Source organism: Pseudomonas sp. PSPC3-2, assembly GCF_049897085.1.
GTDB classification, from domain to species: Bacteria; Pseudomonadota; Gammaproteobacteria; order Pseudomonadales; family Pseudomonadaceae; genus Aquipseudomonas; species Aquipseudomonas paraveronii.
Genome location: NZ_JAFCVO010000009.1, coordinates 147,154 through 169,890, shown reverse-complemented (window position 1 = coordinate 169,890; position 22,737 = coordinate 147,154). Strand labels below are relative to the sequence as shown.

Sequence of the window (22,737 nt, the reverse complement as noted above, 5' to 3'; positions counted from 1 at the left end):
TGAACAAGTTGATCACTATTATTCAATTTTACAGAACATCAATCCACCTTAGCCTGCACATCATTCGCTTTCCCGCAGGAAACCTTGAACATGTCCCCCTTGATTCGCCTCCTCGCCAGCTTTATCGCCTTGATGATGGCCATGGGCATTGGCCGCTTCGCCCTCACCCCGCAAATGCCGCATTTGCTGAGCGAAGGACAGATCGATCTGACAGGTGCCGGGCTAATCGCTGCCGCCAACTACCTGGGCTACTTCGTCGGTGCGGTGGATTCGATTTTTGCCCGCAGCCATCAGCATGTGCGCGCCCGTTTGTACGGCGGGTTGTGGTTGTGCGTGCTGCTGACCCTGGCGTCGTACTGGGCCCATGGGTTCTGGCCGCACCTGCTGTTGCGCTTCGGCACCGGCGTGGCCAGCGCCTGGGCACTGGTGATGATCACCAGCCTCAGCCAACCGCTGGCGATTGCCGCAGGGCAGCCACGCTTGGGCGCCCTGGTGTTTGCCGGGCCGGGCCTGGGGATTCTATTGACCGGCCTGCTGGCGCTAGGCTCGAACCTGCTGGGGCAAAGCTCCGCGACGCTGTGGCTGGTCTACGGCGGGGTGGCGCTGCTGATGCTGCTGGCGATCCTGCCTTTCCTGCCTCGACCGAGCCTCACTGACGCGCCCATCAGCGGCGCGGACAGCAATGCGAGCATCGCGCACCTGGGCGGGATTTATTTTCTGTTCGGCCTTGGCTACATCATTCCGGCGACCTTTCTGTCACAGATGGCCAGCGCGCAGTTCAAGGGCGCCTGGCAGGCAGACCTGTTCTGGCCATGCTTTGGCCTGGCGGCTGCGCTCGGTGTGGTCGTGGCGAGCCTGCGCCGCAAGGCCGCGAACACAACCCGTCGCTGGCTGATGACAACCCTATGGCTGCAAGCGGCGGGCGTGTTTGCCTGCTTGCTGGGCAACGGCTGGGGTCTGGCGCTGGGCGTGTTGCTGTGCGGCGGGCCTTTTCTGGCGTGTATGCAGTTGGTGATGGCGCGCTTGCGGGAGGTGGCGCCGCACGGCTATCAGCGCAGCACCGGGGTGCTGACTGCCTGCTTCGCGATCGGCCAACTGAGCGGCCCGTTGCTCGCATCGGTGAGCAGCCATCTGAGCGACGGCCTGCAACCGGCGCTGGTGATTGCCGGTTGCGGGCTGTTATTGGCGGGCGCGGTGTTGCTGCGCCACGCTACGACGGTCACCCAGCAATCACCGGCGTTGACACGCGAGCTTGTTCGCGTCGAGCGAGCACCAGCAAAAACAGCCCACCCAGGAAACAGCCGGTAAACCCGGCGTAGAAGTCCACCAGCAGAATCCCGAACAACGGCCCGCAGAAGGCAAAGGTGTTGTATTAGGCTCAGCAACGGTGCGCGCCTAAATTCTGTACACAATCACTTGCACGCCCGTTGCGCACACAGATGGCCAACCGTGCAACAAACAGCGCTGAGAAACGTGCCCCAGGCCATGTCCATGAGCGCCAGCCCCGCCGACCAACCTTGCAGCGTGGCCCAGTTGCTCAGGTCATACGTGCCGTAGGCCACCAGACCGAACAAAGCCCCCAGGCGCGCCGCGCGCAGCCAAGTGCCGCTGGGCAAGATCACCAACACCACGCAACCGAGGACATAGAGCAGATAGAACAGCATGGCAGGCAACAGCCGCGGCTGCTCGAGCATCAGCGGGCCCAACAGGGTTTTGTAGGTCGGCCCCATGAGGACACCGAGCCAGAGGCCGTCGAACACCAGAAAGGCGAGCAAGGTGCCGAGGTAAGCGAACAAGGATTTGCGGGGCATCGGCACAGCCTCTGTAGGAGCGATTTGCTCCTACAGAAGAGCAAACCGCACTTAGCTTAGTTCAATACGATCCGCGTGAATCACAATCTGGCCCTGCTTGTAGAGCGCACCAATGGCTTTCTTGAAGTTGCCTTTGCTAACGCCGAACAAGTTGCTGATCACTGCCGGGTCGCTTTTATCGCTGACCGGCAAGCTACCGTTGTTTTCACGCAGCTTGGCGAGGATCTTCGAGTTGAGGCTGGAGGCCGCTTCCTGACCGACCGGTTGCAGGCTCAGGCTGATATTGCCGTCGGCGCGGATTTCCTTGATAAAGCCTTTCTCTTCCTTGCCCGGGCGCAGGAACTTGAACACTTCGTTCTTGTGGATCAGGCCCCAGTGCTTGTTGTTGATGATCGCCTTGAAGCCCATGTCCGTGGCCTCGGCCACCAGCAGGTCGACTTCCTGGCCCACCTGGTAGTTGGCGGGCGTCTTATCGAGGTAACGGTCAAGACGCGCGGTCGCGGTGATGCGCTTGGTGTGCTTGTCGAGGTAGACATGCACCACGCAATATTCGCCAGCGGTCAATTGACGTTTTTCTTCCGAATACGGCAGCAACAGATCCTTGGGCAAACCCCAATCGAGGAAAACACCAATGCTGTTGACTTCGACGACTTTCAAACTAGCGAATTCGCCGACTTGAACTTTGGGTTTTTCAGTGGTGGCGATAAGTTTGTCATCGCTGTCCAAGTAAATGAATACGTTAAGCCAGTCTTCATCTTCACTGGGAATATCTTTGGGGATATACCGATTAGGCAAGAGGATTTCACCGTCTTGCGCACCATCCAGGTACAAACCAAAGTTAGTGTGTTTAACCACTTGCAAGCTGTTGTAGCGCCCGACTAAAGCCATTTCCAATACCCTCATTGCGTGGGCGGCATTCTACCCGAGTTGCGCCCGGCACGCGCGCGCGCTTGAAAAATCGCGGGCTTGCATGGCGTTCTACTGGCTGCGCCCCGCTCGTCTGATCAGTCGGCTGAATTTTGCAGCGCTTGCTGCACCCGGCAGGCCGCGTGGTTTCGAGTTAAAACAGCAAGTTAGGGGCTTATTTCGACGACAAACTTTGCGTGTTTCAGCCATCACTGTAAATACCAGGGGATATTTACCAAGCAATTGTCAAGCATTTCCTGTACGATGCCTGGCCAAGTTAATTTTCTACAGGTTAGTGGCCGCCATGCGCGTAAAAGCATCCAATAGCAAAGCAAAGCCAGCTCCCGCCGTCGAAACCAGCGAGTCGATCAACAGCCAGATCGCTGCGTTCCTCAAGTCCGGTGGCGAAATCCAGCAGATTGCCAAGGGCGTGAGCGGCCAGACTTTCGGCCCGTCCAAGCAGATCAGCCTGGGCAAGAAGTAAGCTGACGGCGCAATACACCTGGTCCCTAAGCGTCTTGCCAGCAAGGCGCTAGGACTAGAGTCCGAAACACCCTCTTGCTTCACCCCCTGCTCCACAAAATCGACGAACGGGCCTCAGCATCTGGTATTCGCCGGTATGCTTGCACGCGTCTAGCATGGGCATCCGCCTGATTTCTTTCGTTACTGCTCCTCGCTTTTCATGGAGTGAAGCATGCTCAAACCGATTATTTTCCTGCTCAGCGCCCTCGCCGCGAGCCCACTGGCCGAAGCGCAAATTTTCCAGCGCGAATTGGGCGACTTCGATCTGAAATTGGGCACCACGCCCAGCCGCAGCATGGCCCAGGGCCTGGTCAAGCCCACCTCGCCGGGCAGCGACGCCTTCCACGGCGGCCTCGACCTGAGCCACAACAGCGGCCTGTATTTCGGCCAGTTTTCGCCGAATATGGGCCTGTCTTCGGCGAGCAACCTCGAAGTCGACTCATACATGGGTTTCAAGCACCCCTTCGACCAGACGCTGGGCTACGAAGTAGGACTGATCCACTACAGCTACCCCTCGCTCAGCCTCCTCGACAGCCAGGAGTTCTACGGCGGCCTGAACCTGCTGGGCAATCGCTTCGGCGCGTCTTTCAGCAATGACCCCGACCGCCAGGACAGCACGCTATTCGCCGACCTTGGCGGCACGCAGCCTTTCGGCATCGGCGTCAGCATGAAGTACACGACGCACCAACTGGGTAGCCCGGTGTCGGTGGACAGCGGCTCGATTCGCAGCTTCAGCGACTGGTCGGTGCAATTCTCGAGGGCGTGGATGGGCGTTGACCTTGACCTGATCTACAGCGACTCCAGCCTCAATGGCGGCGACTGCTCGGCCTACTCCGGACACAATTCGCAATGCGATGGGCTGTTGACCCTGAAGGCCGCGCGGACGTTTTATTGATGGGCTGAACTGTCGCACCCAGCGCGGGTTCACATGCATCAACCCCCTCTGCGCAAGGACCTGCCCATGTTGCATCGGCTCACATTTCTGCTGGTATTCGTAATCGCGAGCCTGGCGCTTGGCGGCTGCAACCGCGTGGGTTTGGCCTACCGCAATCTCGACGTGATCATCCCGTGGACCCTAAGTGACTACCTGGCCATGAACGCCGGGCAGAAGCGCTGGTTCAACGACACACTCCAGCAACACCTGGCCTGGCATTGCACCACGCAGTTACCGGGCTATCTGGACTGGTTAGACCGCCTGCAACAAATGGTCGACAACCATCAGGTCAGCGACAACGCCTTGCAGAGCCGTACCGGCGAAGCCAAACAGGCGGTTAACGAGATCGCGCGCGCGATCACCCCGTCGGCGGTCCACTTGCTGCGCGGGCTGGACGACCAGCAGGTCAAGGACATGAACGACGCCTTGGCCAAAGACCTGCGCAAGCGCCAGGACGAATACCTCAAACCGCCCCTGCCGCAACAGGTCCAGGAGCGGGCCGAGCGTATGAGCAAGCGCCTCGATACATGGATCGGGCCGCTCAGCGCAAGCCAGCAGCAACGCGTGACGGCCTGGTCCGCAGAGCTGGGTGAACAGAACCAGCAGTGGCTCGACAACCGCGCCCGCTGGCAGGGGCAGTTCATCGACGCAGTGCAACAACGCCACGACGCTGACTTTGCGCAAAAAATGCAACAATTGTTGGTGGACCGAGAAGGCCTATGGACCCCGGAATATCGGGAGGCCTATGCCCAGACAGAAACAGCAGCGCGCAGCCTGATCGTGGATCTAATGGCGCAAAGCAGCGTACAACAACGCCAGAAGCTGACGCACAAAATCGAGGGCGTGCGCAGCGATCTCAAGGCGCTCAAATGTCTAAAAGCCGCCGCTGACTAGAACGTGGGAGCAAGACTGCTCCCACATGCTCTTCAGGCAATCGCCGCCTTCGACGCCACAGCGTCGAACGTCACCGGTTCCAGCGCATCCGCCTGCTCATCCAGCACCTGACGTGGGTGAGCGTTGCCCGGTATTGAGCTGTCTATCAAGGCCAGCAATTGGGCACCTCGCGGCGTCAAAACAAAGTTCTCACCACTGCCACCCTCGTCCTCTGGCCGCGACTCGATAAACCCGCGCTTGAACAACAGCGCCTCGTAATCCGCAGCGGTCTTTTTCAGCGCATCCAGATTGCCGGTGGACTCGCCCGCCGTGGCCTTATCAGCGGCTTCCTCCTCGGCGTATTTGCGCGGGGCAAAGCTGCCCTCGCCATTCTGCACTTCATGCAGCAGACGCTCGATCAGATCCCAGTTGTAAGTCGTCATCCTGATTCCTCCTGCGGGCCAAAGGAAAGTAACCCGTCTAGAGGTGTGACACGCGACGTCACTGGCCGTTCAGCCGAATGGACAGGTGTCATTGCGCTGAACTTTCCAGACGTTCGCCGCCTCACCTGAGCGGAAAGAAGCTGCGACCAATGCAAAACCCGAGGGCAATAAAAAACCGGACAACGTCCGGTTTTTTTATTGCGGCCCAGGCTTATTCGGCAGCCGGCGCTTCCGGCTTGCGACGCTTGAGTGGCGCCATGCCGTCCTTGCTGACCAACGACAGGTTGTCGGTCTTCGGCCGGTTGGCGATCTTGCGCTTGGTCGGCGACTTGGCGCCGGCCTTTTTCTTGTCGCCCTTGGCGTCGACTTTTTTCTTCTTCACGCCCACGGCCTTGCCCGACGCCTTGACCTTCTTCGGCCCGGTGTAGGTACCTTTGACTTCCTTGATGGTGCGGCGCTCGAACGACTGCTTGAGGTAGCGCTCGATGCTCGACATCAAGTTCCAGTCACCGTGGCAGATCAATGAGATCGCCAGGCCATCGTTGCCGGCACGCCCGGTGCGGCCGATACGGTGTACGTATTCATCACCGCTGCGGGGCATGTCGAAGTTGATGACCATGTCCAGACCATCGACGTCCAGGCCGCGCGCGGCGACGTCGGTGGCGACCAGGATCTTCACCCCGCCTTGCTTGAGACGGTCGATCGCCAGCTTGCGGTCCTTCTGGTCTTTCTCGCCGTGCAGGACGAACGCCTTGTAGTCCTGCGCCACCAGGCGACCGTAGATACGATCGGCCGCAGCCCGGGTGTTGGTGAACACGATGGCCTTCTGATAGGTCTCGTTGGCCAACAGCCAGTTGAGGATCTGCTCTTTGTGGACGTTGTGGTCAGCGGTGATGATCTGCTGGCGCGTGGTCGCGTTCAGGTCGCTGACGTTGTTGACCTGCAGGTGCTCGGGGTTGTTCAGGACCTTGGCAACCATGTCGCGCAGGGTCGAACCGCCGGTGGTGGCGGAGAACAGCATGGTCTGCTGGCGATTCACACATTCAGCCACCAGGCGCTGCACGTCATCGGCAAAGCCCATGTCGAGCATGCGGTCGGCCTCGTCGAGCACCAGCACTTCGACCTCCTTGAGGTCGAGGTTGCCGGCGTTGAGTTGCTCGATCATGCGGCCCGGGGTGGCGATGAGGATGTCCGGCACCTTGCGCAGCATGGCGGCCTGGACCTTGAAGTCTTCGCCGCCGGTGATCAGGCCGGACTTGATGAAGGTGAACTGTGAGAAACGTTCCACTTCCTTCAGGGTCTGCTGGGCCAGCTCGCGAGTCGGCAGCAGGATCAGGGTCTTGATGCTGACGCGCACTTTAGCCGGGCCGATCAGGCGGTTAAGAATCGGCAGAACGAAAGCGGCGGTCTTGCCACTCCCGGTTTGAGCCGTCACCCGCAGGTCACGCCCTTCGAGCGCGAGCGGGATGGCCGCTGCCTGCACAGGCGTAGGCTCGACAAATTTAAGCTCGGCCACGGCTTTGAGCAGGCGTTCGTGCAGGGCGAATTGGGAAAACACGGGTGCTACCTCGAAGAAATACAAAATATCAGCTGCATAGGGTAACGGTTTCGGGCGTCCAAACCGAGTTTCTTTACGCGAACAGCGTCAATCAGCTGTTTTTTTGTTAAGGCGTTTGTCTGTAACGCCAATGTTGCGGCACTTAGATGCTCTAATCGCACGGTCTTGTCTTACAGAAGAATCGGTTTCACCCATGGATATCAAACAGCTCTGGCTCAACGTCAAAGACCTTTGGAGCGCCCTCGACGAACATCCCCTGCTGCATTCCAGCCTGGGCTTGCTGGTGCTACTGGTGGTGGCCCTGTTGCTCGGACGGGCGGCGCGTTACCTCATCCTGCATGCGGTCAAATTGCTCGGACGGCAACCGTCCCTGCACTGGCTCAATGACCTGCGCCACAACAAAGTCTTCCACCGCCTGGCGCAGATGACGCCGTCGCTGGTGATCCAGTTCGGCCTGTACCTGGTGCCGGACCTGAGCAAGACCGCGACCCTGTTTATCGGCAACGTGGCGTTGGCGTTCACCATTCTGTTCATGGTGCTGGCCATGAGCGCACTGCTCAACGCCCTGCTCGACATCTATGCGCGCACCGAACACGCGCGTACCCGCTCGATCAAGGGTTATGTGCAGTTGGCGAAGATGGTGCTGTTCGTGTTTGGCGCGATCATCATCGTCGCCACCCTGATCGACCGCTCACCGCTGTTGCTGCTGTCCGGCCTGGGTGCGATGTCGGCGGTGATCTTGTTGGTGTACAAGGACACCCTGCTGTCGTTCGTCGCCAGCGTGCAGTTGACCAGCAACGACATGCTGCGGGTTGGCGACTGGATCGAAATGCCCCAGGTCGGCGCCGACGGTGACGTGGTGGACATCACCCTGCATACGGTCAAGGTGCAGAACTTCGACAAGACCATCGTCTCGATTCCGACCTGGCGCCTGATGTCCGAGTCGTTCAAGAACTGGCGCGGCATGCAGGCGTCCGGCGGGCGTCGGATCAAGCGCAGCCTGTTCATCGACGCCAGCGCCGTGCGCTTCCTGCGCGACGATGAAGAGGCGCGCATGAGCCAGGTCCACCTGCTCACCGACTACATCAGCCGCAAGCAGGCCGAGCTCAAGGCCTGGAATGAAGCCCAGGGCCAAAGCGCGCAGTTGTCGGCCAATCGCCGGCGCATGACCAACCTCGGCACCTTCCGCGCGTATGCCCTGGCCTATCTGAAAAGCCACCCGGATATCCAGCCGAACATGACCTGCATGGTGCGTCAGATGCAAACCACCGCCCAGGGCGTACCGCTGGAAATCTACTGTTTCACCCGCACCACGGCGTGGTCGGATTACGAGCGGATTCAAGGGGATATCTTCGATTACCTGCTGGCGGTGCTGCCGGAATTCGGCTTGAGCCTGTACCAACAGCCGAGCGGCACTGACCTGCGCAGCGGGCTGTTTGCAATGACGCAGAACACCACCGCCGCGCAAGCCCCGGAGAACTGACAAAGCGCACGGTGAGGGGCTCCCTTGCCCCTCGCCTGTTGAATCCCCCCGCGCTAAATCAGGCCTTGCGCTACAGGCCAAGCCTGCCCGGCAAATAGCTGACGAACATGTTTAGTTGCCCACGCCGCAAAATCAAACCCACGCAACAACAAAGAAAACTTCACCTATACATTTAGTGATTTTCACTATCCAGGCGCCCGATTTTTAATCTGTTTTTAGAAAAACCAAAGCTATAGCATCTGGCCATCGAACAACTCTGTGAGAAGGCATTACTTATGTTATGGACAACTAAGCTTTCAGATGATGTGGCACACTTTTTATTAAGTTCGGATGCGGAAGCACTGACTCACTACTGCAGTGCAACTGGCTTCTCTCAACCTCGCGACTTTTATACCGACAGCCCTTACCAGCGACCTTCAAGGCCGCAGGACGTGACCGATGCAATTATCAGCACCCGCCTGACAAGCGACCAACTTTCACACAGCCAGCATCTTTTGGCGCAACGCTTATTATTGAACATCTATGAACAAGACTTGGTCTTTTTACCCAAGCCGCCCATGGCACTGGATCTCAAGGCATTCAAGAATTTTTATGATCCGCAGCATGCCGCGTCCGGTAAAAAGATTCGTCCGCTACTGGAGCAATACCTCTACAACTGGCTCAAGGAAGAGGTTCACATCAACGGTCCCTGGTGCCTAGACTCCTTTGTCGCCCACACCGACAAGGTATTGGACGATGTGGCCCGGTCCGACTCCAAGCTCCATGAAGTCCTGACCACCAGCCGCCATCCCGAACGTGCTGCGCGGTTTTTCATGACGCAATGCGCCGGCGACTTCCTCAGTGAAGCCTCGGCCATGGCGCGCAATGTGCTGGGTAACGGCGGCGTGTACACCAGCGAACTGTTCAAGATCCTGATCGACGAATACGGTTACGGCATCGACAAGAAGAAGCACAGCACCATTTTTGAAGACATGCTCAAGGACATGGACATGTCCCATCACGTGCATCACTACTGGCAGTTCTATACCCCCGCCTCGCTGTCGCTCACCAACTACTTCCACTACGTGTCGGCCAACCATGGCGAGCTGTTCCGCTATATCGGCGCCATGTACTACACCGAAGCCACACTGGCCCTGACCACCCAGCATCAGTCACGCGCGATCAAGACGATCTTCAACGGCACGGTCTCCACCGAATACTTCGACGAGCACTCACACATCGATGTGCATCACGGAAGAATGGCCCTGCAACGCCTGATCCTGCCGATGATCAAACAGTTCGGCAACGCGATCATCCCCGACCTTATCCGCGGTTTTGAGGAGTTCCGGTTACTGCAGGACATCGCCGACGATGAGCTTTATGCCCATATCAAGTGGCATGACGAGATGGATGAACACCGTGCCAACGCCCGCGCCCTCCATGGCCGCAAGCCGGTGGACCTGACGATCACCGAGCCTGAACACGAGCTTTCGGTGCTGCACACCCACCCCAATGACGAACTGTTCTGGGTCGAATCCGGCGAGCTGGATTTTGTCGCCAGCCCCGAACTGACCGTGCGGCTCAAGGCCGGGGAAGGCGTGGTGATTCCCAAGGGCATGCTGCATGGCACCTGCATCGTCAGCCCCTCCTGCACTTACACCGTCACGGCCATGTGAGGACGCCGCCCCATGAAAGCCATCAGCCTGAACCTCAGCCATACCCACTATGTGGCGGTGGACGGGAAAACCTACTTTCTCAAGCGTCATGCGCATTCGACTCAACTGCTGCCGACAGCCTGCCCCCATCGCGGCGGCCCGCTGCACATGGGGGAAGTGACGGGTGACGGGCAAAGCGTGATCTGCCCCTGGCACGACAACGCCTACAAGGTCTGCAACCTGGAAAAGAAGTCGCTGCCCACCGTTCGCGTCAGAAACCAGATCAGTACCGTCATCGGTGACACCGAGCGATGCGTGCCTCTCCTTAAACTCTCTCGTTACGACTGATGGTGCCCATGAATAATAAATCGACCCTTGCTGCGTTTTATTCGATCGTGACCCTCTTCACCGGCCTGGACATGGCGATTGTGATCGCCATGGTCTGGTTCGGCCTGGAGACTACCGGCTCGACGTTCCTGGTGGGCGCCACCTTATGCGTGGCGACCGTGGTGCCGTATTTGTGCGAACAGTACATCGGCAAGTTCTTCACCATTGAACTGAGCATGAAACGACTGTTGTACATTCGCCTGACCGCGTTCGCCGCCGTGCTGGGGCTGTCGTTTACCGACGCGGCGCTGTTGCCGATCGGCTTCCTGGCGATTGCCTTCGTGGTGGGGGTCACCGACTACTTCACCATCAGTACCCTGGAATCGAAAAACACCAAGCTGGTGCTGGCCGGGCTGACCAACAGCGACACCTCGGCGCGCTTGATGCAAACCTCCATCCAGATCGGGGCCTTCGGCGGTGCGCTGCTGGGCGGCGTGATTGTGGATGTGTTCAGCGTCAACCAGACCCTGCAGATCATCAGCCTGGGGGCGATCCTGTCATTGGCGGCGATTCTTTTTGTGGCGCCAACCCCCGTCGCCGATACCCCCGAGCAGGCCGCCGACGGCCACACGGCGCAGCCCCTGCACCTGCCGCGCAACCTGTACATCCTGATCATCGTGTTGAGCATGATCGGCTTCCATATCGGCGCCTTCAACAGCCTGGTGCCCATCGTTTTCCAGAAACTCAACGAATGGAACGCCACCCTGTTTGGCGTCGCCAGCGGCCTGGCGGGCCTGGGTGCCTTCAGCGCCGCAGTGCTGCCACGGATCAAGCTCAACAGCTACAGCGCGATCCTGCTGGTGATACTGGCCGACGTAGCAATCGTCTATTTCCATAACCTCTACGTGATGATGGGCGCCGCCTTCCTGCTGGGTTTCTGCATCAACAGCCTGCGCATCCAATTGCGTAAAACCCTGATCGAGTCGGCGCCCAACGCACGGATCGCCGACGTGATCGCCGCCAAAAGCTCGCTCTACTACCTGCTGGTCAGTGGCTCGGCGCCGATGATCCTGACGTTCTTCACCACCGCAGCCTTCCTCGGGCTCGAAGGTGCGCGCGTGCTGATGATCGTCTCCGCCGCGCTGTTGGCTGCTGCCGTACTGGCGTGGAACCTCACCCCTGCCGTCGCGGCCACCGCCACCACCGAATAGGAGTACCTGCTTTGGAAACCGTACTGATCGTTGACCCGTTCTCCACAGGCAAACTCTACGCGCCCTTGCTCAAGGCTCAGGGCGTAAGGTGCATTGCCGTGATGTCCACCGACAGCTTGCCCAAGCATTTCACCGATGACCTGATCAGAGAAAACTTCGACGCGGTCTACAACTGGGAAGAGGGTTTGCTGGAGATCCTCGAACTGCTGTCGCTGAGCGCCGTGATCGCGGGTTGCGAAACCGCGATCTACCTGACCGACTACCTCACCGAAGTCCTGCGTATTCCCGGCAATAGCCGCATCACCAGCGACCTGCGTCGCAACAAGTTCTCGATGCAGCATGCCCTGAAAAAACACGGGCTGGCGAACATTGAATCGCAACTGCTGAGCTCGCCAACGCGCATTGCAGAGGTGGTTGCCACGCTGAAAGACACCGCCACCTATGTAGTCAAGCCGCTCAATTCCGCCGCCACCGAAGGCGTGGTGTTTGCCCAAGGCCGGGCTGGCGTCGAAACTGCCTTGAACAATGCGGCCTGGCAGCGCAAAAACGACCTGGGGGAAATCAACCTCGGCTTCATCGTGCAGCCGTTCGTCTCGGGCCCGGAATATGTCGTGGATATGGTCGCCTTTGACGGCGTGTACATCATTGCCTCGGTGTGCAGATACACCAAGGTCCAGAAAAACGGCAGCATGTTTGTCTACGAAAGCCTGGACACCCTCGATCCCCGCGCCGAGGAACTGCAGCCGCTGAACGACTATGCCCGCCAGGCCGCTGCGGCGCTGAGCATCGAGGTCGGCCCGATTCATATGGAAATCATCTGGTCTGCAGACGGCCCGGTGATGATTGAAGCCGGCGGCCGCTTGCATGGCGGCATCGCACCGCTGTTGTTTCAACAGGTGTACCACCCCGACTTGCTGTCGCTGGCCATCGACAGCTACCTCGGCCGCCCACGCCCCCGCACGGATGCGGTCAGCCAGATCAGCCACGGCCGGATCGGGTTCTTCTGCTCCGATGAACAACGCACCTTCGCCGCACCCTCGTCGCAGGCCTTGCAGAGCGTGATGGAGGACGAGGCGTATTGCGGCCACCGCTACTTCATCGACGCCGGCGATACCACGCCGATCACGATCGACTTCGCCACCTGTCCGGGGCTGTTCTGGCTGCAACACCTTTCGGCGCCGCAACTGGACATCAGTACCGCCAATCTACGTAAAAAACTGTGGTGTTAAGGCAATGAAAAGTCGTTTGATCATCCGAAAGTCAGCCAGTGATCTGGGCATCAACAATGCGTGCGCAGCGGTTATCGAAGACATTACCGTGTCGGACGACCAGAGCTTCGTCAGTGTCCTGCAAAGCAACCTCAATCACGTTGCGTCCCACCTCAACGAACTGGACTCCAACGTCATTTACGAGGGCTTTGCCAAGCAACTCAAAAAACTCGGCTACGAAAACACCGTCAGCGCCAACGAGAAACTGTTGCGGCGTTTCATCGCCAAAGGCGTCCACCCCATCAACAACATCGTCGATGCCTATAACGCCGTGGCGATCCGGCATGGGGTCAGCATCGGCGTACACACCTATCATCAGCAGGATGATATTTATGTCATGCGCTCGCAGGCCCCCAGGGCTTTCCGACCATTGTTCGCCAAGAAGGACATTACGATTCCGGCGGGCGACATCGTCTATACCTGCGGTGACGTGCCCCTGGCGAGCATCGGCAAGGTCGACGCCGACGCCCATGACTTCAGGCTGACGAAGGACTCGTCCAGCCTGCTGGTGGTGGTGCTGGGGCACGACGACACGACGTTTGCCTTCAACCAGGCCGTCATTGAAGAGTTCGTCGACACCCTGCGCCAGCGAATGCCGGCCTTGAGTCATCACTTTCTCGAGACCGTACACGATCACGCCTGAGGCTGATGCCGCGTAGCCGTTGCCGAAACAGCAGCGGCTAGCGCCAGGCCTTGAGTACCGGGTTGACCACCACCTCGCGCACATGCTCGATCTTCAGCAGGTTGTCCTTGAACACCATCAGCTCTTCGAAGTTGCGGTATTTGACCTCGAGCATCATGTCGACGTCGCCGAACAGCGAGTAAGCCTGAACCACTTCGCGGAACTGGTAGATCTTCGGAAACACCAGGTGACAGTTGCTGCCATTGAGCATGAGCATCAGAAACGCCGACTGCTGGGCTTCTTCATCTTCAGCGACGTTGATGGTGAAGCCGAGGATAATGCCCTTTTCGATCAGTTTTTGAACCCGCGATTCGACGGCGGTTCGAGACTTGTGAACTTGTCGCGCCAACTGCGCCAGGCTGACCCGGGAGTCGTCCTTCAAGGCAGCAATTATCTGTTCGTCAACCTTGTCCACTCTGCCGCCCCCACACTTTTCTCTTCGATAACAGACTTTCATTCCCGCTCACGCATGCCCAGGGCCTATCACCCCGCAGACTGTACGCCTGCTTCGGGTTTTATGCCCAACCGACTGATCCACACCGCGCCCAGAATCACCAAGCCGCCCAGCGCCAGGCGGCCCAGGGGCTCGTGCTGGTTCCAGATCAACAGGTTCAATAGCAGCCCCACCGGCACGTGCAGGTTGTTCATCACCGCCAGGGTGCCGCCGTTGACCAGGCACGCGCCCTTGTTCCACCAGTACATGCCCAGGGCCGTGCTGACCAGCCCGAGGTACACCAGCACACCCCACTGCAGCGGCGCTTCGGGCAGGAAATCGGCCTTGCCGAACACCAGGAACGCCGGCAACACCACCAGCAACGCGCCGAGGTAGAAGTAGCCGAAACGCCGGTAGTGCGGCAGATCACTGGGGTAGCGCGCCACCAGATGCTTGTACATCACTTGCCCGGCGGCGTAGGTGAAGTTGGCCAGTTGCAGCAGCAGGAAGCCCATGAGGAAGTGCGGGGTGATTTGATCGAAGCGGATGAGCGCCGCGCCCGCCACCGCGACTAGGGCGGCGACCAGTGCCCAGGGGTTGAAGCGCCGGTTGAGGGCGTCTTCGATCAGGGTCACATGCAACGGCGTAAGGATGGTGAACAGCAGCACCTCCGGCACCGTCAGCACGCGAAAGCTCAGGTACAGGCAAACGTAGGTCACACCGAATTGCAGCGCACCAATGACCAGCATGCCGCGCATGAAGGTCGGCTCCACCGAGCGCCAGCGCGTCAGCGGAATGAACACCAGCCCGGCCAACAGCACGCGCACCAGCACCGCGAAGTAGCTGTCGACGTGACCGGCAAGGTATTCGCCGATCAAGCTGAAGGAAAATGCCTGTATCAGGGTGACAACCAGTAAGTAGCCCATGCGCGCCTCGTATCGAATGGGCGGGACATTAAAGGTTTTCGGCGGTTCACGAAACTCGGGGCAAAAAAAACCCGACCTCGCTAGAGCGGCAGTCGGGCAGGAGCACTCAGGAGCAACAAGTGCAAAGGGAGGTTCTTACGCGTACTTGAAGGGTTTGCGTGGGGAGATATAAACACCCCGCGATTATCTGACGATTAAAGGATCACGCGACCTGCGCCAGCAACGCCTTGGCGTGGTTGATGCCTTTTTCCTGGAAGTCCCCACTCAGGTTCACCCCTTCGGCGTGAATGAACGTCACGTCATGAATCCCGATAAACGCCATCACCTGACGCAGGTAAGGTTCCTGGTGATCGGAGCTCGCGCCGGTGTGAATCCCGCCACGGGCGGTGAGCACGATGGCCCGCTTACCGATCAACAAACCCTGGGGGCCGGTGGCGGTGTACTTGAAGGTCACACCCGCGCGCAACACATGATCCAGCCAGGCTTTGAGGGTGCTGGGGATAGCGAAGTTGTACATCGGCGCCGCCATCACTAGCACGTCGGCGGCGAGCAATTCGTCGGTCAATGCGTTGGAGCGATCCAGAGATGCCTGCTCGCGGGCGTTGCGCTGATCCGCCGGTTTCATCCAGCCGCCGAGCAGGTTGGCGTCCAGGTGTGGGAGCGGGTTGAGCGCCACGTCGCGCACGCTGATCTGATCCGCCGGGTGAGCCGCCTGCCACTGGCTGATGAACTGCCGAGTCAGTTGGCGGGAGATCGAATCCTGCTGGCGGGCGCTGCTTTCGATGATCAGAACGTTGGACATGGCTGCGTAGGCTCCATCTGTGATTGCTGTAAGTCGATGGAGAAAAGATTAACCAGGGCCAATTCGATAAAAAAGCGCAAAAAACTGCTACAACCCATCTAGAAATTTGTTTATAAGCGGAGTATTCCTGTAGACATGCTCCGCTGCTGCTTTATTTCGGGGCACAGGCCAGGGCGATACGCATCTTGATGATTGCGCGGTTGAACTTGGCGGTGGTGTTGGTGCTCTTGCCCGCCGGCACGCTAACAGTACGGCGACGTGGCGCTTCCGGCCCATTGGTGAAGGCGACGGAACACACCGCGTCGTTGGTCCCGTAGTTGTTCAGTTGGATCGAACTGATGTCACCGTCCACGTCGGACGCGGTGTAATCCACGCTCACGCCGTCGATTTTTTTTGTCACGTCGATCGGGTAGGCAAACGCGCTTAACGGCAGCAGTGCCAGCAACACACAACACAATTTTCTCATTCGGCAGTCTCCAATAAGGACCGCCAGCTTAGGACAAGAGGAGCTCATCTTGAAAGCGCCCCGCGTTACCCTCGATCAATGGCGCACATTGCAAGCCGTGGTCGACCATGGCGGCTTCGCCCAGGCGGCCGAAGCGCTGCACCGTTCACAGTCCTCGGTGAGCTACACCGTGGCCCGCATGCAAGACCAGCTCGGGGTGCCGCTGCTGCGCATCGACGGGCGTAAGGCCGTGCTCACCGACGCCGGCGAAGTGCTGTTGCGCCGTTCCCGGCAGTTGGTGAAAAACGCCAGCCAACTCGAAGACCTCGCCCATCATATGGAACAAGGCTGGGAAGCCGAGGTGCGCCTGGTGGTCGATGCCGCCTACCCGAATGCGCGCCTGGTGCGCGCCCTGACCGCCTTTATGCCGCAGAGCCGTGGCTGTCGCGTGCGCCTGCGCGAGGAGGTGCTGTCGGGCGTTGAAGAGCTGTTGATCGAAGGCGTGGCCGACCTGGCGATCAGCGGCTTCAGCATCCCCGGTTACCTCGGCACGGAGATGAGCAACGTGGAATTTGTCGCCGTCGCTCATCCAGAGCATGCCCTGCACCGTATGAACCGCGAACTGAGCTTCCAGGACCTGGAAAGCCAGATGCAAGTGGTGATCCGCGACTCCGGGCGCCAACAGCCGCGCGATGTCGGCTGGCTCGGCGCGGAACAGCGCTGGACCGTCGGCAGCCTCGCCACGGCCAGCAGTTTCGTCGGCAGCGGCCTGGGCTTTGCCTGGTTGCCCCGGCACATGATCGAGCGCGAACTCGCCGAGGGCGTGCTCAAGCAGCTACCCTTGGAACAGGGCGGCAGCCGCCACCCCACGTTCTACCTGTACTCGAACAAGGACAAACCCCTGGGGCCGGCGACGCAGATCCTCGTGGAACTGCTACGCACATTTGACACCGCGCCCCTGGATGCGCCTTTCGCCGCCCCGCAGCAAGCCTGAAACGGAGTTCATGCATGGCCTGGTTCGAACATGAAGGGTGCAGCCTGCATTACGAGGAATATGGCCACGGCGCCCCACTGATTTTGATCCACGGCCTGGGCTCCAGCAGCCAGGATTGGGAACTGCAGATTCCGGTGCTGGCCAGGCATTACCGGCTGATCGTGGTGGATGTGCGCGGCCACGGGCGCTCGGACAAACCCCGGGAGCGCTACAGCATCAAAGGTTTCACCTTCGACCTAATCGCCCTGATCGAACACCTGGACCTGCCTCCCGCCCATGTGGTGGGCTTGTCCATGGGCGGCATGATCGCGTTTCAACTGGCGGTGGACGAACCGGCGCGGGTCAAGAGCCTGTGCATCGTCAACAGCGCGCCCGAGGTCAAGGTGCGCAGCGCCGACGATTACTGGCAATGGGCCAAGCGCTGGACCCTGGCGCGCGTCCTCAGCCTGGGCACCATCGGCAAGGCCCTGGGCGACCGGCTGTTTCCCAAACCGCAGCAAGCCGACCTGCGCCGCAAGATGGCCGAGCGCTGGGCAACAAACGACAAACGTGCTTATCTCGCCAGCCTCGATGCGATTGTGGGCTGGGGCGTGCAGGAACAACTTTGCAGAATTACCTGTCCAACCCTGGTCATCAGCGCCGACCACGACTACACCCCAGTGGCGCAGAAAGAAATCTATGTAAAACTGCTGCCCGATGCGCGGCTGGTGGTGATCGAAGATTCCCGCCACGCCACGCCCTTAGATCAACCCGAAGTCTTTAACGCTACCCTTCTCGATTTTCTAAAGACAGTCGAAACCACTACCCAGGATCACTGACCCATGCTGAAAAAAATCGCCTTCTTTGCCGGTTCCGTGCTGTTCGCTGCCAACCTGATGGCGGCCGAGCCTGCCAAGGCGCCCCACGTATTGATCTCCACCACCAACGGCGACATTGAAATCGAACTGGACCCGGTCAAGGCGCCGATCAGTACCAAGAACTTCCTGGCCTACGTCGACAAGGGTTTCTACACCAACACGATTTTCCACCGTGTGATCCCGGGCTTCATGGTCCAGGGCGGCGGGTTCACCACGCAGATGGCGCAAAAAGACACCAATCCACCGATCAAGAACGAAGCCAGCAATGGCCTGCATAACGTGCGTGGCACGCTGTCGATGGCCCGCACCTCGAACCCGGATTCGGCCACCAGCCAATTCTTCATCAACGTCGCGGACAACGCCTTCCTCGACCCAGGTCGCGATGCCGGTTATGCCGTGTTCGCCAAAGTGGTCAAGGGCATGGACGTCGTCGACATCATCGTCAACTCGCAGACCACCACCAAACAAGGCATGCAAAACGTGCCCATCGATCCTGTCCTGATCAAGTCGGCCAAGCGCATCGACTGAGGTCTGCAGGTAGTTTCGCGCGGCGCTCACAAGGCGCCGTGCGCATTTGAACAGGAGAGCCCGCCGGGCGGGCGTCAACCCTAATGCTCTATCGTCGTTTCGAACAACTGATCGATATTTTCCGCGACGCGCCCAGCGCCGCCCCTCCCGACAAAGTCCTGCCCTTCTACCTCTACTACTTGCGTCAGGTGTGGCCGTGTTTTGCCGCACTGTTGGTGGTGGGCCTGATCGGCGCACTGATCGAAGTCGCGCTGTTCAGCTACCTGAGCCGCATCATCGACCTGGCCCAGGGCACACCACCGGCGAATTTCTTCCAGGTTCACAGCACCGAGCTGATCTGGATGGCCGTGGTCGCCCTGCTGCTGCGTCCGATCTTCGGCGCCCTGCATGACTTGCTGGTCCACCAGACCATCAGCCCCGGCATGACCAGCCTGATCCGTTGGCAGAACCACAGCTACGTGCTCAAGCAGAGCCTGAATTTCTTCCAGAACGACTTCGCCGGGCGTATCGCCCAGCGCATCATGCAAACCGGCAACTCCCTGCGCGACTCCGCCGTGGCGGCCGTGGATGCGATCTGGCACGTGGCGATCTACGCCATCAGTTCCCTGGTGCTGTTTGCCGAGGCCGACTGGCGCCTGATGATCCCGTTGGTGAGCTGGATCGTCTGCTACAGCCTGGCATTGGGCTACTTCGTGCCACGGGTGAAAGAGCGTTCGGTGATTTCCTCCGAGGCACGCTCCAAGTTGATGGGGCGCATCGTCGATGGCTACACCAACATCACCACCTTGAAGCTGTTCGCCCATACCCAGTCCGAGCAGGAATACGCCAAGGAAGCGATCATCGAGCAGACCGAAAAAACCCAGTTGGCCAGCCGTGTGGTGACCAGCATGGACGTGGTGATCACTACCATGAACGGCCTGCTGATCGTCACCACCACCGGCCTGGCCCTGTGGCTGTGGACCCACTCGCTGATTTCCGTGGGCGCAATTGCCCTGGCGACCGGCCTGGTGATTCGCATCGTCAACATGTCCGGTTGGATCATGTGGGTGGTCAATGGCATTTTCGAAAACATCGGCATGGTGCAGGACGGCCTGAAAACCATCGCCCAGCCGCTGGCCGTGGTCGACCGCGACAACGCTCCACGCCTAACCGTACCCCATGGCGAAGTGCGCTTCGAGCAGGTGGATTTCCACTACGGCAAGAAGAGCGGGATCATTGGCGGCCTGAACCTGAACATCAAGGCCGGTGAAAAAATCGGCCTGATCGGCCCCTCCGGCGCGGGCAAATCGACCCTGGTCAACCTGCTGTTGCGCCTATACGACCTGCAAGGCGGGCGCATCCTGATCGATGGCCAGAACATCGCCGAGGTCGCCCAGGAAACCCTGCGCGAACAGATCGGCATGATCACCCAGGACACCTCGCTGCTGCACCGCTCGATCCGCGAAAACCTGCTGTATGGCAAGCCGGACGCCAGCGACGAAGAACTCTGGGCAGCCATACACAAGGCGCGTGCCGATGAGTTCATCCCGCTGCTGTCAGACGCCGAAGGCCGCACCGGGCTGGATGCCCATGTGGGCGAGCGCGGGGTCAAACTGTCGGGCGGGCAACGCCAGCGCATCGCTATCGCGCGGGTGCTGCTCAAGGATGCGCCGATCCTGATCATGGACGAAGCCACCTCGGCGCTGGACTCGGAAGTCGAAGCGGCGATCCAGGAAAGCCTGGAAACCCTGATGCAAGGCAAGACGGTGATTGCGATTGCGCACCGGTTGTCGACCATCGCGCGGATGGACCGCCTGGTGGTGCTGGAGAAAGGCCAGATCGCCGAGACGGGCAGCCATGCCGAGCTGCTCGCCCACGGCGGGTTGTATGCGCGGCTATGGCAGCACCAGACCGGAGGTTTTGTCGGCATCGACTGAAAACTGCCGGCCCTACGCAACTCAACATGTGGGAGCAAGCCCCCTCCCACATGGGTGGCCTGGATTTGTGCCACAACCCTGCTGTAATCAGTGCAGTGCCCAGACGGGCGCTGAAGTAAATCTGCAGGGAGCATCACTGATTTACTGATTCGGTAGAGCGATCTATCAAGGACGTGTGGCATGTCTTTGTTCAAGCGTTCAGTCACAGAGGGTTTAGGTACGTTTTGGCTGGTGTTGGGCGGCTGCGGGAGTGCGGTGTTGGCCGCAGCGTTTCCCGCAGTCGGCATCGGGTTGTTGGGGGTGGCCCTGGCCTTCGGGCTCACGGTGCTGACCATGGCAGTCGCCATCGGGCACATCAGCGGTTGTCACCTCAACCCGGCGGTATCGGTGGGGTTGGTCGTGGGCGGCAGGTTTCCGGCCAGGGAGTTGCCGGCGTACATCGTGGCCCAGGTCATTGGTGGCACTGTCGCGGCTGCGCTGTTGTATGTGATCGCCAGCGGCAAACCGGGGTTCGAACTGGCGTCAGGCTTGGCGTCCAACGGCTATGGCGAGCATTCGCCTGGCGGTTATTCATTGGCGGCGGGGTTCGTCTGTGAGCTGGTGATGACAGCGATGTTCGTGCTGATCATCCTCGGCGCCACCGACCACCGTGCCCCGAAGGGCCTCGCACCCATCGCCATCGGCCTGGCGCTGACCTTGATCCACCTGATCTCGATTCCCGTGACCAACACCTCGGTCAACCCGGCCCGCAGTACGGGGCCGGCGCTGATCGTGGGCGGGTGGGCGATCCAGCAATTGTGGATGTTCTGGCTCGCGCCGATCCTTGGCGCGGTGATCGGCGGCATGGCCTATCGATGGCTGGGCAAGGAGGAGCCGGCCTGAAGCAAAACGGGTTCAGCCCTGTCGATACGGCAGGGCTGCCCTCGCCTCTTCGGCATACGCCAGAATCCCCACCCGCTCGCGCGCCAGGAAATCCTCAACCGCATTCTTCAACCCCGGATGGCGCAGGTAATGCCACGACCGGGTGATCACCGGTTCGAACCCGCGAATCAATTTATGTTCGCCCTGGGCGCCGGCATCGAAGCGTTGCAAGCCGTGGGCAATGGCGTAATCCATGCCTTGGTAGAAGCAGGTTTCGAAATGCAAGCGGTCGAATTCCGCCAGGCAGCCCCAGTAACGACCATAGAAGCTGTCGCCGCCGATCAGGCTGAACGCCATGGCCACCGGGCGTGTGCCTTGTTTAGCCAGCACCACGCGGATCGCTTCGGGCATGCGTTCGGCCAGCAGGCTGAAAAACGCGCGGGTCAGGTACGGCGCTTGGCGGCGCACCGCGTAAGTGTTGGCGTAGCAGGCGTAGACAAAATCCCACTGCGCCTCGCCGAGTTCATGGCCTTGCAACCATTCGAACTCGATGCCCTGCCCCGCCACCTGTTCGCGTTCCTTGCGCATCTGTTTGCGCTTGCGCGAACTCAAGGCGTCGAGGAAGTCCTGAAAGTCTCGGTAGCCACGGTTCTGCCAGTGAAACTGACAACCCAGGCGCTGCAACCAGCCCGGCTGTTGGGCGAGGGCGCCATCCGCCAGCGGATCGGTGAAGTTGATATGCGCGCTGGAGAGCCCTTCGATTTCCAGGTAGCCCGGCAGGCTGTTGAGCAGCTCGAAAGCCTCTTCAGCGCTGGCGGCCAGCAAGCGCGGGCCGCTGACCGGGCTGAACGGCACGGCGACCAACAGCTTGGGGTAGTAATCGATACCGGCCCGCTGGCAGGCATCCGCCCAACCGTGGTCGAAGACGTACTCGCCGGATGAATGCCATTTGCGATAACCGGGCAAAGCCGCCACCAGCCGATCGTCTTCCCAGTGCAGTAAATGCTCGGGCTGCCAGCCCGAATGCGGGCCCAGGCTGGCGCTGTCTTCCAGCGCGCTCAGGAACGCATGTCGCACAAAGGGTTGGGCCTGCGGCACCAGGGCGTCCCAGACCTGCGGGGCGATTTCGGACAGGCTGTCCAGGCGTTGCAGCGGCATCGGCATCCTCACTACTTCAGGGCGTGAAAGCCTCGCGAGTATCGCTTATCGCCACTCCCAACACACCCCCGAATCGACGGACAAGGCTCTAAACCAATAGTTCCATTCTAAATAATTTGTCATCTTCATGACATCATTTCGCCACCTCTTCGTCATAAACGATCG

The 22,737-nt window shown here is 59.8% G+C and carries 24 protein-coding genes; 15 read left to right on the top strand and 9 right to left on the bottom strand.

Features of this window, described 5'->3' with window-relative positions; translation table 11 throughout:
- Nucleotides 1-90: 90 nt before the first annotated feature.
- Complete coding sequence (locus ACP7CJ_RS16810) at nt 91-1,308, top strand: YbfB/YjiJ family MFS transporter (RefSeq protein WP_426100063.1); 1,218 nt, start codon at nt 91-93, stop codon at nt 1,306-1,308.
- A gap of 104 nt (nt 1,309-1,412) precedes the next feature.
- On the opposite strand, the gene ACP7CJ_RS16805 is transcribed toward ACP7CJ_RS16810, so the two are convergent.
- Together ACP7CJ_RS16805 and ACP7CJ_RS16800 are read right to left on the bottom strand one after the other, a co-directional pair.
- Nucleotides 1,413-1,811, bottom strand: a complete 399-nt coding sequence (locus ACP7CJ_RS16805) for a DUF2177 family protein (RefSeq protein WP_276194267.1) — start codon at nt 1,809-1,811, stop codon at nt 1,413-1,415.
- A 51-nt stretch (nt 1,812-1,862) separates the two neighbouring features.
- On the bottom strand, nt 1,863-2,699 hold the full coding sequence (locus ACP7CJ_RS16800; protein ID WP_028617391.1) for a CvfB family protein: 837 nt from the start codon (nt 2,697-2,699) through the stop codon (nt 1,863-1,865).
- A gap of 322 nt (nt 2,700-3,021) precedes the next feature.
- Here ACP7CJ_RS16800 and ACP7CJ_RS16795 point away from each other — a divergent pair, with 322 nt between their 5' ends.
- The 3 genes from ACP7CJ_RS16795 to ACP7CJ_RS16785 all read left to right on the top strand — a co-directional run bounded on the left by ACP7CJ_RS16795 (nt 3,022) and on the right by ACP7CJ_RS16785 (nt 5,067).
- Entirely contained in the window at nt 3,022-3,201 is a 180-nt protein-coding gene (locus ACP7CJ_RS16795; protein WP_003193095.1) for a hypothetical protein, read from the top strand.
- A gap of 210 nt (nt 3,202-3,411) precedes the next feature.
- Complete coding sequence (locus tag ACP7CJ_RS16790; protein WP_276194268.1) at nt 3,412-4,134, top strand: TorF family putative porin; 723 nt, start codon at nt 3,412-3,414, stop codon at nt 4,132-4,134.
- A gap of 66 nt (nt 4,135-4,200) precedes the next feature.
- Complete coding sequence (locus ACP7CJ_RS16785; protein WP_426100064.1) at nt 4,201-5,067, top strand: DUF6279 family lipoprotein; 867 nt, start codon at nt 4,201-4,203, stop codon at nt 5,065-5,067.
- 32 nt (nt 5,068-5,099) lie between these two features.
- Here the strand turns inward: ACP7CJ_RS16785 and ACP7CJ_RS16780 are convergent, their stop codons facing one another.
- Nucleotides 5,100-5,489: a transcriptional regulator gene (locus ACP7CJ_RS16780; RefSeq protein WP_247397393.1), complete on the bottom strand. Its 390-nt coding sequence runs from the start codon at nt 5,487-5,489 to the stop codon at nt 5,100-5,102.
- Between the two features lie 211 nt (nt 5,490-5,700).
- The gene (locus tag ACP7CJ_RS16775; RefSeq protein ID WP_276194270.1) at nt 5,701-7,047 is read right to left on the bottom strand and encodes a DEAD/DEAH box helicase; all 1,347 of its coding nucleotides are present in this window, start codon (nt 7,045-7,047) and stop codon (nt 5,701-5,703) included.
- Nucleotides 7,048-7,240: 193 nt separating this feature from the next.
- Between ACP7CJ_RS16775 and ACP7CJ_RS16770 the strand changes: the two genes are divergently transcribed.
- From ACP7CJ_RS16770 to ACP7CJ_RS16745, 6 genes are all read left to right on the top strand, one after another.
- On the top strand, nt 7,241-8,530 hold the full coding sequence (locus ACP7CJ_RS16770; protein ID WP_276194271.1) for a mechanosensitive ion channel family protein: 1,290 nt from the start codon (nt 7,241-7,243) through the stop codon (nt 8,528-8,530).
- A 557-nt stretch (nt 8,531-9,087) separates the two neighbouring features.
- Nucleotides 9,088-10,185: an iron-containing redox enzyme family protein gene (locus ACP7CJ_RS16765; RefSeq protein ID WP_276194272.1), complete on the top strand. Its 1,098-nt coding sequence runs from the start codon at nt 9,088-9,090 to the stop codon at nt 10,183-10,185.
- Nucleotides 10,186-10,197: 12 nt separating this feature from the next.
- Nucleotides 10,198-10,512, top strand: coding sequence for a Rieske 2Fe-2S domain-containing protein (locus ACP7CJ_RS16760; RefSeq protein WP_247397386.1), 315 nt, complete (start codon nt 10,198-10,200; stop codon nt 10,510-10,512).
- 8 nt (nt 10,513-10,520) lie between these two features.
- Nucleotides 10,521-11,702, top strand: coding sequence for an MFS transporter (locus tag ACP7CJ_RS16755; protein ID WP_276194274.1), 1,182 nt, complete (start codon nt 10,521-10,523; stop codon nt 11,700-11,702).
- A gap of 11 nt (nt 11,703-11,713) precedes the next feature.
- On the top strand, nt 11,714-12,931 hold the full coding sequence (locus ACP7CJ_RS16750) for an ATP-grasp domain-containing protein (RefSeq protein ID WP_276194275.1): 1,218 nt from the start codon (nt 11,714-11,716) through the stop codon (nt 12,929-12,931).
- Between the two features lie 4 nt (nt 12,932-12,935).
- A complete protein-coding gene (locus ACP7CJ_RS16745) occupies nt 12,936-13,613 on the top strand; it encodes a phenylalanine--tRNA ligase beta subunit-related protein (protein ID WP_426100065.1) in 678 nt (225 codons plus the stop codon).
- A 37-nt stretch (nt 13,614-13,650) separates the two neighbouring features.
- Here ACP7CJ_RS16745 and ACP7CJ_RS16740 read toward each other — a convergent pair whose 3' ends face one another.
- The 4 genes from ACP7CJ_RS16740 to ACP7CJ_RS16725 all read right to left on the bottom strand — a co-directional run bounded on the left by ACP7CJ_RS16740 (nt 13,651) and on the right by ACP7CJ_RS16725 (nt 16,279).
- Nucleotides 13,651-14,067 carry an Lrp/AsnC family transcriptional regulator gene (locus ACP7CJ_RS16740; RefSeq protein ID WP_247397381.1) on the bottom strand — a complete coding sequence of 139 codons (417 nt, stop codon included), beginning with the start codon at nt 14,065-14,067 and terminating at the stop codon, nt 13,651-13,653.
- A gap of 68 nt (nt 14,068-14,135) precedes the next feature.
- Nucleotides 14,136-15,011 (bottom strand): carboxylate/amino acid/amine transporter, encoded by an 876-nt coding sequence (locus ACP7CJ_RS16735; protein ID WP_426100066.1) that lies wholly within the window; start codon nt 15,009-15,011, stop codon nt 14,136-14,138.
- A 202-nt stretch (nt 15,012-15,213) separates the two neighbouring features.
- Nucleotides 15,214-15,813 carry an FMN-dependent NADH-azoreductase gene (locus tag ACP7CJ_RS16730; protein WP_276194276.1) on the bottom strand — a complete coding sequence of 200 codons (600 nt, stop codon included), beginning with the start codon at nt 15,811-15,813 and terminating at the stop codon, nt 15,214-15,216.
- A 151-nt stretch (nt 15,814-15,964) separates the two neighbouring features.
- The gene (locus ACP7CJ_RS16725) at nt 15,965-16,279 is read right to left on the bottom strand and encodes a 3-phosphoglycerate kinase (protein WP_426100067.1); all 315 of its coding nucleotides are present in this window, start codon (nt 16,277-16,279) and stop codon (nt 15,965-15,967) included.
- A gap of 49 nt (nt 16,280-16,328) precedes the next feature.
- Here ACP7CJ_RS16725 and ACP7CJ_RS16720 point away from each other — a divergent pair, with 49 nt between their 5' ends.
- From ACP7CJ_RS16720 to aqpZ, 5 genes are all read left to right on the top strand, one after another.
- On the top strand, nt 16,329-17,252 hold the full coding sequence (locus tag ACP7CJ_RS16720; RefSeq protein ID WP_253397824.1) for a LysR family transcriptional regulator: 924 nt from the start codon (nt 16,329-16,331) through the stop codon (nt 17,250-17,252).
- A 14-nt stretch (nt 17,253-17,266) separates the two neighbouring features.
- Nucleotides 17,267-18,070 carry an alpha/beta fold hydrolase gene (locus ACP7CJ_RS16715; protein ID WP_426100068.1) on the top strand — a complete coding sequence of 268 codons (804 nt, stop codon included), beginning with the start codon at nt 17,267-17,269 and terminating at the stop codon, nt 18,068-18,070.
- A gap of 3 nt (nt 18,071-18,073) precedes the next feature.
- On the top strand, nt 18,074-18,637 hold the full coding sequence (locus ACP7CJ_RS16710) for a peptidylprolyl isomerase (RefSeq protein WP_253397827.1): 564 nt from the start codon (nt 18,074-18,076) through the stop codon (nt 18,635-18,637).
- Between the two features lie 83 nt (nt 18,638-18,720).
- A complete protein-coding gene (locus ACP7CJ_RS16705; RefSeq protein WP_276194278.1) occupies nt 18,721-20,553 on the top strand; it encodes an ABC transporter ATP-binding protein in 1,833 nt (610 codons plus the stop codon).
- A gap of 180 nt (nt 20,554-20,733) precedes the next feature.
- Nucleotides 20,734-21,435 (top strand): aquaporin Z, encoded by a 702-nt coding sequence (gene aqpZ / locus ACP7CJ_RS16700; protein ID WP_276194280.1) that lies wholly within the window; start codon nt 20,734-20,736, stop codon nt 21,433-21,435.
- A gap of 12 nt (nt 21,436-21,447) precedes the next feature.
- On the opposite strand, the gene ACP7CJ_RS16695 is transcribed toward aqpZ, so the two are convergent.
- The gene (locus ACP7CJ_RS16695; RefSeq protein ID WP_276194281.1) at nt 21,448-22,572 is read right to left on the bottom strand and encodes a GNAT family N-acetyltransferase; all 1,125 of its coding nucleotides are present in this window, start codon (nt 22,570-22,572) and stop codon (nt 21,448-21,450) included.
- Nucleotides 22,573-22,737 lie beyond the last annotated feature (165 nt).